At 61.7% G+C, this 14,137-nt stretch carries 8 protein-coding genes; 6 read left to right on the top strand and 2 right to left on the bottom strand.

The window, feature by feature from the left end:
• Positions 1-485: S-adenosylmethionine decarboxylase family protein (locus JWQ61_RS17845; protein WP_304361692.1), on the bottom strand; the 485-nt coding region annotated here is incomplete at its 3' end.
• Between the two features lie 317 nt (positions 486-802).
• On the opposite strand from JWQ61_RS17845, the gene tkt reads away from it, so the two are divergent.
• From tkt to gap, 3 genes are read left to right on the top strand one after another with little or no spacing between them, the layout of a single operon-like run.
• On the top strand, positions 803-2,797 hold the full coding sequence (gene tkt / locus JWQ61_RS17840) for a transketolase (RefSeq protein WP_304361691.1): 1,995 nt from the start codon (positions 803-805) through the stop codon (positions 2,795-2,797).
• Positions 2,794-3,381: a GNAT family N-acetyltransferase gene (locus JWQ61_RS17835; protein WP_304361690.1), complete on the top strand. Its 588-nt coding sequence runs from the start codon at positions 2,794-2,796 to the stop codon at positions 3,379-3,381. Before tkt ends, JWQ61_RS17835 begins: the two co-directional genes overlap by 4 nt.
• A gap of 34 nt (positions 3,382-3,415) precedes the next feature.
• Positions 3,416-4,429: a type I glyceraldehyde-3-phosphate dehydrogenase gene (gap, locus tag JWQ61_RS17830; RefSeq protein WP_120234900.1), complete on the top strand. Its 1,014-nt coding sequence runs from the start codon at positions 3,416-3,418 to the stop codon at positions 4,427-4,429.
• A gap of 110 nt (positions 4,430-4,539) precedes the next feature.
• Here gap and glnE read toward each other — a convergent pair whose 3' ends face one another.
• Positions 4,540-7,293, bottom strand: coding sequence for a bifunctional [glutamate--ammonia ligase]-adenylyl-L-tyrosine phosphorylase/[glutamate--ammonia-ligase] adenylyltransferase (gene glnE, locus JWQ61_RS17825; RefSeq protein ID WP_304361689.1), 2,754 nt, complete (start codon positions 7,291-7,293; stop codon positions 4,540-4,542).
• A 268-nt stretch (positions 7,294-7,561) separates the two neighbouring features.
• Here glnE and JWQ61_RS17820 point away from each other — a divergent pair, with 268 nt between their 5' ends.
• The 3 genes from JWQ61_RS17820 to tldD form a co-directional block, all read left to right on the top strand.
• On the top strand, positions 7,562-11,758 hold the full coding sequence (locus tag JWQ61_RS17820; protein WP_304361688.1) for a YhdP family protein: 4,197 nt from the start codon (positions 7,562-7,564) through the stop codon (positions 11,756-11,758).
• Positions 11,759-11,796: 38 nt separating this feature from the next.
• Positions 11,797-12,627: a carbon-nitrogen hydrolase family protein gene (locus tag JWQ61_RS17815; RefSeq protein ID WP_304361687.1), complete on the top strand. Its 831-nt coding sequence runs from the start codon at positions 11,797-11,799 to the stop codon at positions 12,625-12,627.
• A gap of 113 nt (positions 12,628-12,740) precedes the next feature.
• Positions 12,741-14,137 (top strand): metalloprotease TldD (tldD, locus tag JWQ61_RS17810; protein WP_304361686.1); only part of this gene is annotated, 1,397 nt, incomplete at its 3' end.

Below are 14,137 nucleotides of genomic sequence, written 5' to 3'. Positions count from 1 at the left end.
TCGGAGGTCATGTAGGCGCCGTCCAGCCGCATCACTTTGCCGAACTCGGCGGAGTCGGCGATTTCTATGCGCTGGAACGGCGATTGCACCTGCAGCAGTGGCGGCGCCAGCTGCGTGCCGTAGGCGGTATGCGGCGTGAGTTGCTCCAGCGCCAGGGTCTGGTCGTCGGCGCCGTTGCCGCGCTGCAGGTGGTGGGTCTGCCACCGCGCCGGCGCGAAACCGGCGATCAGGACATCCAGCAAGCCGCTGGCCTTGGCGCTATTGTCTTCCGTGAAGTTGCAGACATAAACATCCAGGGTCACCGCATTGCGCTCGGGCCAGGTATGGATCGCCAGGTGCGATTCGGCCAGCAACAGGGCGCAGGTGATGCCGGCAGGGCTGCCGTCGGCGGCCTGGAACGGGTGGAATTTTTCGCCGACCACCGTCAGCCCCGAACGCAGGGTTTGTTCCATAACGAACTCGCGCAGCCGGATCGGGTCTAGCATTAAGCCCGGGGTGCAGCGGCAGTCGTAACAGTCGGCCGTCAGATGTAAACCTTGCATGGTGCGATCAATCGAAAAATACTGGGACAGGAGATTGGATATGAAAATCGCAACGAAACAATACGATCCGGCTTCGCTACGGTCACACGCTTCATGCGGTGCGGCAGCATTTTACCGTTCCAACATAGGAGAGATGTGCCGATTTGAACCGGAATCGACTGCATTTTGGTAAAATATCGGCCTTTGTGGGCTGTTCCGCTGCTTTTCGCCCTCTAATCGCTTTCCAACCGATCTTCAACTGCTGCCTACCTGCTCACACCATGACCTCCACACTTCCGACTACCAAGATGGCCAATGCAATCCGCGCGCTGGCAATGGACGCTGTACAGAAAGCCAACTCCGGCCATCCCGGCATGCCGATGGGCATGGCGGAAATCGCAGTCGCCTTGTGGGCCAAGCACTACCGTCACAACCCGGCCAATCCGCACTGGTTCAACCGTGACCGGTTTGTATTGTCGAACGGTCATGGTTCGATGCTGCAGTACGCCTTGCTGCACCTGACCGGCTACGACCTGCCGATGGACGAGCTGCGCAATTTCCGCCAGATGCATTCGAAGACGCCGGGCCATCCTGAAGTCGATGTCACGCCGGGCATAGAAACCACCACCGGTCCGCTGGGCCAGGGCCTGACCAATGCGGTCGGCATGGCGCTGGCGGAAAAGCTGCTGGCGGCGGAATTCAACCGCGCCAATTTCCCGGTAGTCGATCACTACACTTACACTTTCGTCGGCGACGGCTGCCTGATGGAAGGCATTTCGCACGAAGCCTGTTCGCTGGCCGGCACGCTGCGCCTGTCGAAGCTGATCGCGCTTTACGATGACAACGGCATCTCGATCGACGGCCATGTCGAAGGCTGGTTCAAGGACGACACCCCGATGCGTTTCGAGGCCTACGGCTGGAACGTGATCCGCGCCGTCGACGGCCACAATGTGGAAGCCGTCAGCGCCGCCATCCACCAGGCCAAGCTGTCCGACAAGCCGACCCTGATCTGCTGCAAGACCGTGATCGGCAAGGGTTCGCCGAACCTGGCCGGCACCGACAAGGTGCACGGCGCGGCATTGGGCGACAAGGAAATCGCCGCCGTGCGCGAAGCGCTGGGCTGGACTTCGGCGCCGTTTGAAATCCCGGAAGACGTCTACGCCGCCTGGGACGCCAAGCCGCAAGGCAAGCAGTTCGAAGGCGACTGGAATGCGCTGTTCGCCGCCTACGCTGCCGAATACCCGCAGCAAGCGGTTGAATTCACGCGCCGCATGAAGGGCGAATTGCCTGGCAATTTCGAACAGACCGCGAGCGACTACATCGCCAGCTGCGTCGCCAAGAAAGAAACCATCGCCACCCGCAAAGCCAGCCAGAACGCGATCCAGGCGCTGGCGCCGGTGCTGCCGGAATTCCTCGGCGGTTCGGCCGACCTGACCGGTTCCAACCTGACCAACTGGAAAGAATCGGTGGCAGTGCGCGCCGACCAGCCGGGCAACCACATCAACTACGGTGTGCGCGAATTCGGTATGAGCGCCATGATCAACGGCATCGCCCTGCATGGCGGCTACATCCCGTTCGGCGCCACTTTCCTGACCTTCTCCGACTACAGCCGCAATGCCCTGCGCATGGCGGCGCTGATGAAGATCCGCTCGATCTTCGTGTTCACCCATGACTCCATCGGCCTGGGGGAAGACGGCCCGACCCACCAATCGGTGGAACACGTGTCGAGCCTGCGTCTGATTCCGCAGCTGGACAACTGGCGTCCATGCGACACGGTTGAATCGGCAGTAGCCTGGGAACAGGCGGTGAAACGCAAGAACGGTCCGAGCACGCTGATTTTCTCGCGCCAGAACCTGCAATACCAGGAACGCGATGCGCAGCAGATCGCCGACATCAAGCGCGGCGCTTACATCCTGAAAGATGCGCCGGACGCCAAGGCTATCTTGATCGCCACCGGTTCCGAAGTGGAACTGGCGATGCAGTCCGCCGCTGCGCTGGCGCAGGAAGGCATTGCGGTGCGCGTGGTGTCCATGCCTTGCGCCGACGTCTTCGACCGCCAGGAAGCTGCATACAAGGCCAGCGTATTGCAGCGCGGCCTGCCGCGCGTGGCGATCGAAGCCGGCGTGACTGCGTTCTGGCACAAGTATGTGGGCCTGGAAGGCGCCGTGGTCGGCATCGACACTTTCGGCGAATCGGCTCCGGCCCCTGTGCTGTTCAAGCATTTCGGCTTCACCGTTGAAAACGTCGTGGCCAAGACCAAGCTGGTACTAGCATGAATCTGAGAGCTGCAAGAGCTATCGGCAAGATGGACATCACCAACGTCGTCGGTGATGTCGTGATCCGCCGTGCCACCGTCGCCGATGCGGGGGTGATTGCGGCGGTGCGTATCGATAGCTGGCGCACCACTTATCGCGGCATCATTCCGGACGATTACCTCGACGGCATGAAGATCGAAGACAGCAAGGCTATCTGGACCCGCATCCTGGCGGCGACATCGAGTGCGGCCAATGATGCGGCCAATGTATTCGTGGCCGAGGTCGACGGCGAGGTGCTCGGTTTTGCTGCCGGCATGACGCTGGCCGAGGCCAAGCTCGGGTTCGATTCCGAGCTGACCGCGATCTACCTGGAGCCATCGGTGCAGCGGGCCGGCATCGGCCGCAAGCTGGTGGCGCACGTGGCCGCCGCCCTGGCCAGCGCCGGCGCCAACAACATGCTGGTATGGGTGCTGGCGGACAATCGCCCGGCGCGGCAGTTTTACGAGATGCTTGGCGCCGAACTGCTGGCCGAGCAGCCGTTCAGCTGGGATGGTCTGGATTTGCAGGAAGCCGGCTATGGCTGGCGTACTATCAGGGTCAATTGAAACGAATTTATTGTTAATACCTTAGGAGAAAACCATGACTATTCGCGTCGCCATCAATGGCTATGGCCGCATCGGCCGCAACATCCTTCGCGCCCATTACGAAGGCGGCAAAAAGCATGACATCGAGATCGTCGCCATCAACGACCTCGGCGACTCAAAAACCAATGCCCACCTGACCCAGTACGATACCGCCCACGGCAAGTTCCCAGGCACGGTGACGGTCGACGGCGATTTCATCGTGGTCAACGGCGACCGCATCAAGGTATTGGCGCAGCGTAACCCGGCTGAACTGCCATGGGGCGAGCTGGGCGTGGACGTCGTGCTGGAATGCACCGGCTTCTTCACCACCAAGGAAAAGGCTAGCGCCCATATCAAGGGCGGCGCCAAGAAAGTCATCATCTCCGCACCGGGCGGCAAGGATGTCGACGCCACTGTCGTGTTCGGCGTCAACCACGGCGTGCTGAAAGCCAGCGACACCGTGATCTCCAACGCTTCTTGCACCACCAACTGCCTGGCGCCGCTGGTCAAGCCGCTGAACGACAAGATCGGCGTGCTGAACGGCCTGATGACTACTATCCACTCCTACACCAACGACCAGGTGCTGACCGACGTCTATCACGAAGACTTGCGCCGCGCCCGTTCCGCCACCATGAGCATGATCCCGGCCAAGACCGGCGCTGCCGCTGCGGTCGGCCTGGTGCTGCCTGAGCTGAACGGCAAGCTGGACGGTTTCGCGATCCGCGTGCCGACCATCAACGTCTCGCTGGTCGACCTGTCGTTCGTCGCCGCGCGCGACACCACTGTCGATGAAGTCAACGCGATCATGAAAGATGCGTCCGAAAACGGCGCCTTGAAGGGCTTGTTGACTTACAACGTCGAACCGCTGGTGTCGGTCGATTTCAACCACAACCCGGCTTCTTCCAACTTCGATTCCACGCTGACCAAGGTGTCCGGTCGCCTGGTGAAGGTGTCGAGCTGGTACGACAATGAGTGGGGTTTCTCGAACCGTATGCTGGATACTACGGTGGCACTGGTTAATGCCAAGTAAATAAGGCTAAGCAAATAAGGCCAGGTAAAATCTGGCTTGCCTGGCAAAAAAGCCCCGCTCATGCACTGAGCGGGGCTTTTTTTGCAGCAAGGATCAAGGGATTGCTGCGGTCAGCTGGGTGCGGCCGCGAACGTTTCGGACCACAATTGTTTTACCACCGAGATTTCGGACGCTATGCGGCTTGCCGCCACGCGCGCCCGTTCTTCTCCCTGCAAGCGGCCTTGATGCTGCAGTTTGCGGAAAGTGCGGTAGGCGTCGGCTACTGCGTTAGCCAAGCCCCCGTCAATCAGTCCGAGTTCCCCGCACAGTTTCAGCAAGGCGATATTGCCGATGTCGGCGGTCAGCTGCGGATAGGCGGCAGCGTGGCGCAGGATCAGGAATTGCACCAGGAATTCGATGTCGATCATGCCGCCGGCGTCGTGCTTGAGGTCGAAGCGGTCGCTGCGGTTGGGATGGGCGTCGCGCATTTTTTTGCGCATTTCCAGCACTTCGCTTTGCAGCTTGGCGGCATCGCGCTGCTGGCGCAGTACTTCCACCCGCAAGGTTTCGAAGCGTTCGCCGATGGCGGCGTCGCCGGCGCAGAAGCGGGCCCGGGTCAGGGCCTGGTGCTCCCACAGCCAGGCCGACTCGCGCTGGTACTTCTCGAACTTGCCGAACGACGACACCAGCAGGCCGCTGGCGCCGTCGGGGCGCAGCGCGATGTCGATGTCGAACAGGATGCCGGCCGGCGTATGGCTGGTCATCCAGGTGATGAAGCGTTGCGCCAGCTTGGCGTAGAGGGCAGGGCCGTCCTGGTCTTCATCTTCGTACAGGAACACCACGTCAAGGTCGGAGACATAACCGAGCTCCTTGCCGCCCAGCTTGCCGTAGGCGATCACGGTGAACAGCGGCGTCTCGCGGTGGCGGCCCGGCATCATGTTCCAGATCGCCTGCACGGTGGCGGCCACCAGGATGTCGGCCAGGATGGAGAGATGGTCGGCCAGCGCCTCGACGCTAAGTACTCCCTCCAGGTCTTGCGCCAACAGGCGGAATTGCTGGGCGTGGTGCATTTCGCGCAGGATGTCCATCTGCCGTTCGGTGTCGCCTGGCGCGGTATCGAGCTGGCGCTTGCATTCTTGGGCGAACACCGGCCAGTCCGGCGCCGCGTTCAGGCTGCGCGGATCGAGCAGCTCGTCCAGCAGGATAGGATGCTGGGTCAGGTATTTGGCGGCCCAGTCGCTGGCGCTGATCATGCGGATCACGCGGTGCAGGGTGGCCGGATATTCGGTCAGCAGCGCCAGGTAGGCGGCGCGGCGCACGATCGCCTCGAGGAAATCCAGCAGGCGGTTGAGGGTAGGCAGGTGGCGCTCGGGTTCCGGAATGGCGGCTACGACCGGCAGCGCGGCGTTGACCAGCGCCAGCAGGCGCGTGCGGCTGGCCGCCGGCAGGTTCTGCACGCGCGTCGATTGCCAAGTGGTGACCAGGCGCTGCGCCGCCGCCGACGCGTCGGAGAAGCCGCAGTGAGTCAGCACCAGCGCAATCGTTTCACGGCTGTCGGTTTCGCTCAGCGTATGCAGCGGATTGTCGCAGTCGTCCCAGTCTTGCTGGCTGGGGCGGCTGTGCCGCTTGTCCTTGAAGATGTCGTCGAACTGGGCGTCGACCAGGGTCCGGTGCTGGTCGAGTTCCTGCATCAGTGACGGCACATCGGCGAAACCCATGGTCTGGGCGATGATCAGGCAGTCGGCGTCATTGGTCGGGAAGGTGTGGGTTTGCGCATCGTCCAGGTATTGCAGCCGGTGCTCCAGGTTGCGCAGGAAATCGTAGGCTGCCAGCAGCTTGTCGACGACTTCAGCGTCCAGCAGGTTTTTGACGGCCAGGATACGCAGCGTGGCGCGCGTGGAGCGGTCGCGCAAATCGCAGTCGCGGCCGCCGCGGATCAGCTGGAACACCTGCGCCAGGAATTCGATTTCACGAATGCCGCCGCGCCCCAGCTTGACGTTGTTGCTGCGTTCCGGATGCAGCGCTTCCAGGCGTTTTACCTCCGTGCGGATCTGCGCATGCATGGAACGCATGGCGTCGATCGAGCCGTAATCCAGGTAACGCCGGAACACGAACGGACGGCTGATGTTGGCCAGGACGGCGATGTCCTCCGGCCGCCCGGTCAGCGCGCGCGCCTTGCACCAGGCATAGCGTTCCCATTCCCGGCCCTGGGTCACCAGGTAGGTTTCGACCATGTTGAAGCTGGCCACCAGCGGCCCCGAGGCGCCGTTCGGCCGCAGCGCCATGTCGACCCGGAAGGTGAAGCCGTCTTCGGTGATCTCGGACAAGGCGCCGATCAGTTTCTTGCCGAGGCGGGTAAAGAACTCATGGTTCGACAGCGCGCGCTGGCCGTCGCCGGCCTGGGTATCGCCATCTTCCGCGTAGGTGAAGATCAGGTCGATATCGGAGGAAACGTTGAGTTCGCAGCCGCCCAGTTTGCCCATGCCCAACACCAGCAACTCTTGCGGCTGGCCTGATTCTTCGCCCAGCGGCGTGCCGTGCAGCGCCACCAGGTCGGCAGTCAGGGCCGCTAGGTGGGTTTGCACCGCAAATTCTGCGAAGGTGGTGACGGCGCTGACCACTTCATCCAGGTCGGCCAGGCCGCGCAGGTCGCGTTCGATCAGGGTGCATACGAGCAGGTTGCGCAGGCGGCGCATGGCGCGCGGTAACGGCATGCCGGAATCTGTTTCTTTTTGTAATAAATGCCTGAGCAGCGGCGCGTCGACGGTTAATCTTGTCAACGGTTTGGCCAACTCTGCGACCTGGCCGGCGCGTCCGGCTTCGGCATTCACCCAGCGCGAGAAATAACGCGAGGCGGCGGTGCTGCTTAATAGAGATGGATTCACAGAGATAGAGTCACGGGTTTAAAGGGTAAATGGCGCAGGATTCAAGGAAAATGACAGGGTTTTCCATGGCCTTTTTGTTTTTTTAGCTATGTGCGGGCCGATCCATGCGAACATATGGCTTGGCGGCTTGTCGAACATCAACAGCTTGCCACTCTGGAAACACTCAGATATAGCCGATTTATTTTACTTCCTATCCCCGCCCAGTTGGGGGCAGAGTGGCAGGCTCCAGTTCCTGTCTCACAATGATTAATTTTACCCATTCTGATTGATGTTGGAAGAACAAGCAAAAATCCCGACGCCGGCCAGCAAGCTTGCCATCTGCTGGCGCGCCGGGATTGCCACTTACAAGCACGTTAACCTGGTTACCCATCATCTGCTGGGCGCTTTGCTGACGCTGCTGGTCGTGGCGTATTTCCTGTTTTGCGGACTGTTCCTGGGTTTGCGTTATGTAGTGTTGCCGAACGTCGGCTACTACAAGGCTGAGGTTGAGCATATCGTCAGCAAAACGGTGGGCAATCCGATTTCGATCGGCGCGATCCAGGCATCCTGGCATGGCTTGCAGCCGCACCTGGTGCTGGACAACGTGGTGGTGCACGATAAAGGCGGCCAGCCCGCGCTGACCTTGCCGCAGGTGGCGGCCACCATCTCCTGGCGCTCCGCGCTGGTGGGCGCCGTCCGGCTGGCTTCGCTAGAGATCAATAAACCCGATTTGCAGGTCGAGCGCGATGCCCAGGGCAATCTGTTCGTGGCCGGCATCCTGGTCAATTCCAAGCAGGAAAACGACGGCGCCGGCGCCGAATGGCTGTTGGCCCAGCGCAAGATCGTGATCCGCGACGGCCAGGTGCGCTGGCGCGACGACTTGCGCAAGGCGCCGGAACTGGTCCTGACCAATATCGACCTGGTGCTGCAAAACCGCTGGCGCCGCCATCAATTGTCGGCGCGGGCGACGCCGCCCGCATCGTTCGCCGCGCCGCTGGATGTGCGGGCGAATTTTGTCCATCCCGTATTTACCCACAAGACCGCCGATGTCAAGCGCTGGACCGGCACCCTCTACGCCAATCTGCACGATGCCGACCTGACCGTGTGGAAGCCTTACTTCGATTATCCGGTCGAGATCAGCCAGGGCAAGGGCGCGGTACAAGCCTGGCTGGACCTGGACCACGCCAAGATGAGCAACTTTACCGCCGATCTTGAACTGAACGACCTGGCCATGCGGCTGCGGCCCGACCTGCAGCCCTTGGCCCTGGCGAATATCAGCGGACGGATTTCCGCCCATGAGGAACTGGGGCCGGCGCCGCAAGACGGCGTACCGTCCTTCGGCGCCAACGGCCACACAATAACGCTCACCGATTTTTCATTAAAGACCGCCGACGGCCTGAGCCTGCCGCGCACCACCATCAGCGAATCGTATGTGCCGGCGCAAGGCAAGCAGGCGGAAAAATACAGCTTGCAGGCCAAGCAGCTGGATTTGCAGACGCTGGCGAGTTTTGCCCAGCGCTTGCCGCTGAGCGCGGGGCAGATCAAGATGATTGACGATTTTGCGCCGCGCGGCCAGCTGCGCGATTTTGCCGCGCAATGGCAGGGCGCCTATCCGGCGATCGCGTCGTACAGCGCAAAAGGCCAGTTCGAAGGTCTGACCATCAACGCCCAGGCGCCCCGTGCGGCGCAGCCCAAGACTGCCAGCCAGCCGGCGCAAGCCGCGGTGCCGGGGATTCCCGGGGTCGATAACCTGAGCGGCAGCGTCAACGCCAACCAGGACGGCGGCAGCGTCAACCTGAAATCGGAAAAAACCCAGCTGGATCTGCCCGGCTTCTTCGACGCGCCGCTGCTGCCTTTCGACAAGCTCGACATGCAGGCGCGCTGGAATTTCCAGCAAAAAAATGTGCTGCTGCAGATCGATAGCATGAATTTTGTCCAGGATGGCCTGGCCGGATCTTTATCGGGCACGCATCTGTTGCCGTTGCAAGATCGCCACGGCGTCGCGCTGGGGGTGATCGACATGACCGGCAGCATCAGCGAATTCGACCTGAAAAAAGTCGGCACCTACCTGCCGCTGCATACCCCCGAGCATTTGCGCAACTGGCTGGTCGGCGCGCTCAAGGAAGGCAAGGCAAAAGACGTGACGATCAGGCTCAAGGGCGACCTGGCCGATTTCCCGTTCCGCACCGAAACTGCGAATGCCAAACCAAAAGGCGAATTCAGCATTGCCGGCAAAATAGAAAACGGCACTCTTGAATACGATCCCGCGCATGTCGGCCAGGACGGCAAGCAGCCTCTGTGGCCGCTGCTGGAAAAAATAGAGGGCACGTTTGCAGTAGACCGCACGCGCCTGCAGATCAAGGCCGCCAGCGCGCAAACTTCGGCGGTGGCGGTGAGCGACGTGACGGCGACCGTGCCGGACTTGTCGTCGCATGACGAGATGCTGCTGATCGACGGCAGCGCTGCCGGCGCCTTGCAGAATTTCGTGCAATTCACCAAAGACAGTCCGGTGCTGCACTGGATCGATGGCTTCACCAGCGAATCGCAAGGCAAGGGCAACGCCAAGCTGCAGTTGAACCTGCAGTTGCCGCTGGCCCATCTGATCGACGCCAAGGTCACCGGCGTGCTGCAATTCCAGAACAACGACGTGATCCTGCAAAAGATCATCCCGCCTATCGCCAACGCTACCGGCCAGCTTGAATTCAACGAAAAAGGCTTCAACCTGAACGGCATCAAGGGCAACCTGCTGGGCGGGCCGGTGCAAGCCAGCGGCGGCACCCAGGCTGACCGCCAGACCCTGATCAAGATCGAAGGCAACGCCGGCGCCGACGGCTTGCGCGCCATGTATCCCGCCGCAGCGATGCAAAAGCTGCTCTCGCACGCCAGCGGCAGCAGCCGCTACACCGCCACCGTGGCGATCCGCGACCATCATCCGGAGCTGGTGGTCGAGTCCAGCTTGCAGGGCATAGGCCTGGATTTCCCTGAACCCTTGCGCAAGAGCGCCAGCGAAGCCATGCCGTTCAAATTCGAGTGGCTGGGCGTCGCTTCCGACGATGCGGCGGTGGCGCGCGATGAACTCAAGCTGGCCTTGGGATCAGCCATCGTTGCGCGCTACCAGCGGCAGAAGCCGCTCGGCAAGAATGCCGTCGAGAACGGCAAACCTGCCGACTGGAAAATCCTGCGTGGCGGCATCGGCATCAATTCGCCCCTGCCGGAACCGGATAGCGGAGTGGCGATCAACATGAACGCCAAGACCCTGAACGTCGACGCCTGGAACAACCTGGCCGGAGCCTTGAACGAAGACGGCGCCGTCAAGACTGGCGAGGAAACGCCTCTGACCGGCCTGGCGCAGTATGCCGAACCGAACCTGGTGTCGGTCAGGGCCAGCCAGCTGATCCTGCTTGGCAAGACGCTGGACAACGTGGTGCTGGGCGCCACCCATCAGAAAAACGCCTGGCAGGTCAACATCGATTCCAGGCAGGCCTCCGGTTTTGTGACCTGGAACGCTTCGCCGTCGGGCCGCGGCCTCGGTAAAGTGACCGCGCGCCTGTCTTCGCTGATCATTCCGCAAGGCGGTGAGACGGATGTCGGCGATGTGCTGGAAGGGAAGGGCGGTTCCACCCAGATTCCCGGGCTGGACATCATCGCCGAGGATTTCCAGCTGCTCGGCAAGAAGCTCGGACGGCTTGAACTGAGCGCCAACAACGTGCGCGCCAATGTCGGCAACGAATGGCGCATCCATAAACTGTCGATCAAGAATCCCGATGCGGAATTGAAGGCCGACGGCAAATGGACCACCGTCAACGGCGACAATACCACCAGCCTGACTTACGCCATGGACATCGCCGATGCCGGCAAGCTGCTGGACCGTTTCGGTTTCGCGCACGTGCTGCGCGCCGCCAAGGGACGCATGGACGGCGAAGTCAGCTGGAAGGGTTTGCCGTTCACCATGGATATCCCGTCCTTGTCCGGCCAGATCAACCTGGACATGGCGGCAGGCCAGTTCCTGAAAGTCGATCCGGGCGCCGCCAAGCTGCTCGGGGTGCTCAGCCTGCAATCGCTGCCGCGCCGCCTGACCCTGGATTTCCGCGACATCTTTTCTGAAGGTTTTGCTTTCGACAGCGTAGTCGGCACCGCTTCGATCACTGAGGGCAAGGCGCATACCGACAATTTCAAGATGCGCGGCGTCAGCGCCACGGTGCTGATGGACGGCGTCGCCGACATCGCGCGCGAGACCCAGGACCTGCACGTGGCGGTGCTGCCGGAAATCAACGCCGGCACCGCCTCGGTGGTGGCGCTGGCGATCAATCCGGTGATCGGCATCGGCACTTTCCTGGCGCAGCTGTTCCTGCGCGATCCGCTGATGCGGGCCTTCACCTTTGAATATAATATTACCGGCGGCTGGACCGATCCGGTCGTGACCAAACTCGATCACAAGACCGAAACGCCGACGGCGAGCACGCCTGACCTGTCGTCCGGCCGGTAATTTTTCCTCAGTTTTGTCCCCGCACAGGAGCCCGCACCATGAGCCAAATACCTAGCTCAGTCAGTTCAACCAGTTTCAACGTCGCCGCAATCCAGATGGTGTCGACGCCGGTGCTGGAAGAAAATTTCAACACCGCGCGGCGCCTGGTGGCCGAAGCCGCCGCGCAGGGCGCACAGCTGGCGCTGTTGCCAGAGTACTGGCCCATCATGGGCATGCAGGATACCGACAAGCTGACCTGCGCCGAAATCCTGGGTGAAGGGCCGATCCAGACTTTCATGGCGCAGTTGGCGCGAGAGCATGGCATCTGGCTGATCGGCGGCACGCTGCCGATGATCGCCGACGAGGTCGGCAAGGTCCTCAACACCACCTTGGTGTTCGACCCCGACGGCCGCCAGGTCAGCCGCTACGACAAGATCCACCTGTTCAGCTTCAGCAAGGGCGAGGAATCCTACGATGAGGCGCGCACCATCGTCTACGGCAAGGACACCGGCAGTTTCCAGGCGCCGTTCGGCAAGGTCGGCTTGTCGGTCTGCTATGACTTGCGTTTCCCCGAATTGTACCGGGCGCTGGGCGATTGCACCCTGATCGTGGTGCCGGCGGCGTTTACCTACACCACCGGCAAGGCTCACTGGGAAATCCTGCTGCGCGCCCGCGCCGTCGAAAACCAGTGTTATGTGCTGGCGGCAGCGCAAGGCGGCAAGCACCCCAACGGCCGCCGCACCTGGGGCCACAGCATGCTGATCGACCCCTGGGGTGAAATTAAATCGGTGCTGGCGGAAGGCGAGGGCCTTGTCAGCGGCAGCATCGACCCCCATTTCCTTAAGGGAGTGCGGGACAGTTTGCCGGCGTTGCTGCATCGCAAGTTGTAGCAATCATTGGCAATACGAATTTACTATTAGATATTACTATTTTCAGCGCCAGGGCCAGCCCGGCCCCGGATGCTCTACAATCCGTACTACACCACAGTAAAACCGGAATACCAATGAAACCATTTGAACCAAACCTGGGCACTTTAGCCATCGCGCGCGATATCCTGCTGACGCCTTTCGGCCTGGACGAATCGAGCTTGCTGAAAGCGCTGGGGACCATGTTCACGCACAAGGTCGACTACGCTGACCTCTACTTCCAGTTCACCAAGAGCGAAGGCTGGAGCCTGGAAGAGGGTATCGTCAAGACCGGCAGTTTCTCCATCGACCAGGGAGTAGGCGTGCGCGCCATTTCCGGCGACAAGACTGCGTTTTCGTATTCCGATGAGATTTCCGAGCGCGCCCTGCACGATGCCGCGGTAGCCACCCGCACCATCGCTCGCCAGGGCGCCGGCAAGATCAAGATCGCGGCCGGCATGCAGCAAAGCGGCGGCCGTTCCCTGTACCTGCCGAATGATCCGCTGGTGTCGCTGGACGCCACCGAGAAGGTCAAGCTGCTGGAACGGGTAGAGCGCCTGGCGCGCGCCAAGGATCCGCGCGTGGTGCAAGTAATGGCCGGCCTGGCCGCGGAATACGATGTAGTGCTGGTGGCGCGCAGCGACGGCGTGATCGCCGCCGATATCCGGCCGCTGGTGCGCCTGTCGGTGACGGTCATTGTCGAACAGAACGGCCGCCGTGAAACCGGCAGCAGCGGCGGCGGCGGACGCTACAGCTACAGCTATTTCAGTGACGCCTTGCTGGAACAGTACGCGGCCGATGCAGTCGCTTCGGCGCTGGTCAACCTGGATGCACGGCCAGCCCCGGCCGGCCCGATGACCGTGGTGCTCGGACCTGGCTGGCCCGGCATCCTGCTGCACGAAGCGATCGGCCACGGCCTGGAAGGCGATTTCAACCGCAAGGGTTCCAGCACGTTCTCCGGCCGCATCGGCGAACGGGTGGCGGCCAAGGGCGTCACCGTGGTGGACGACGGCACCATCGCTGATCGCCGCGGTTCGCTGAATATCGACGACGAAGGCAATCCTAGCCAGTGCACTACCCTGATTGAAGACGGCATCCTGAAAGGCTACATCCAGGACACCATGAACGCGCGCCTGATGAAGATGCCGGTGACCGGCAACGCTCGCCGCGAATCGTTCGCCCACCTGCCGATGCCGCGCATGACCAACACTTATATGCTGGCCGGCGACAAGGATCCGGCGGAAATCCTGGCATCGGTGAAGAACGGTTTGTACGCGGTCAATTTCGGCGGCGGCCAGGTCGATATCACCAACGGTAAGTTCGTGTTTTCGGCGAGCGAAGCCTACATGATCGAAAACGGCAAGGTCACCTATCCGGTCAAGGGCGCAACCCTGATCGGCAACGGTCCGGACGTGCTGAACCGGGTTTCCATGATCGGCAACGACATGAAGCTCGATCCCGGCGTCGGCGTCTGCGGCAAGGAAGGCCAGAGCGT

The organism is Collimonas fungivorans (assembly GCF_028292705.1).
GTDB lineage: Bacteria > Pseudomonadota > Gammaproteobacteria > Burkholderiales > Burkholderiaceae_D > Collimonas > Collimonas fungivorans_B.
The sequence above is the reverse complement of the archived record's forward strand: the minus strand, read 5'-3'. Positions and strand labels throughout refer to the sequence as shown.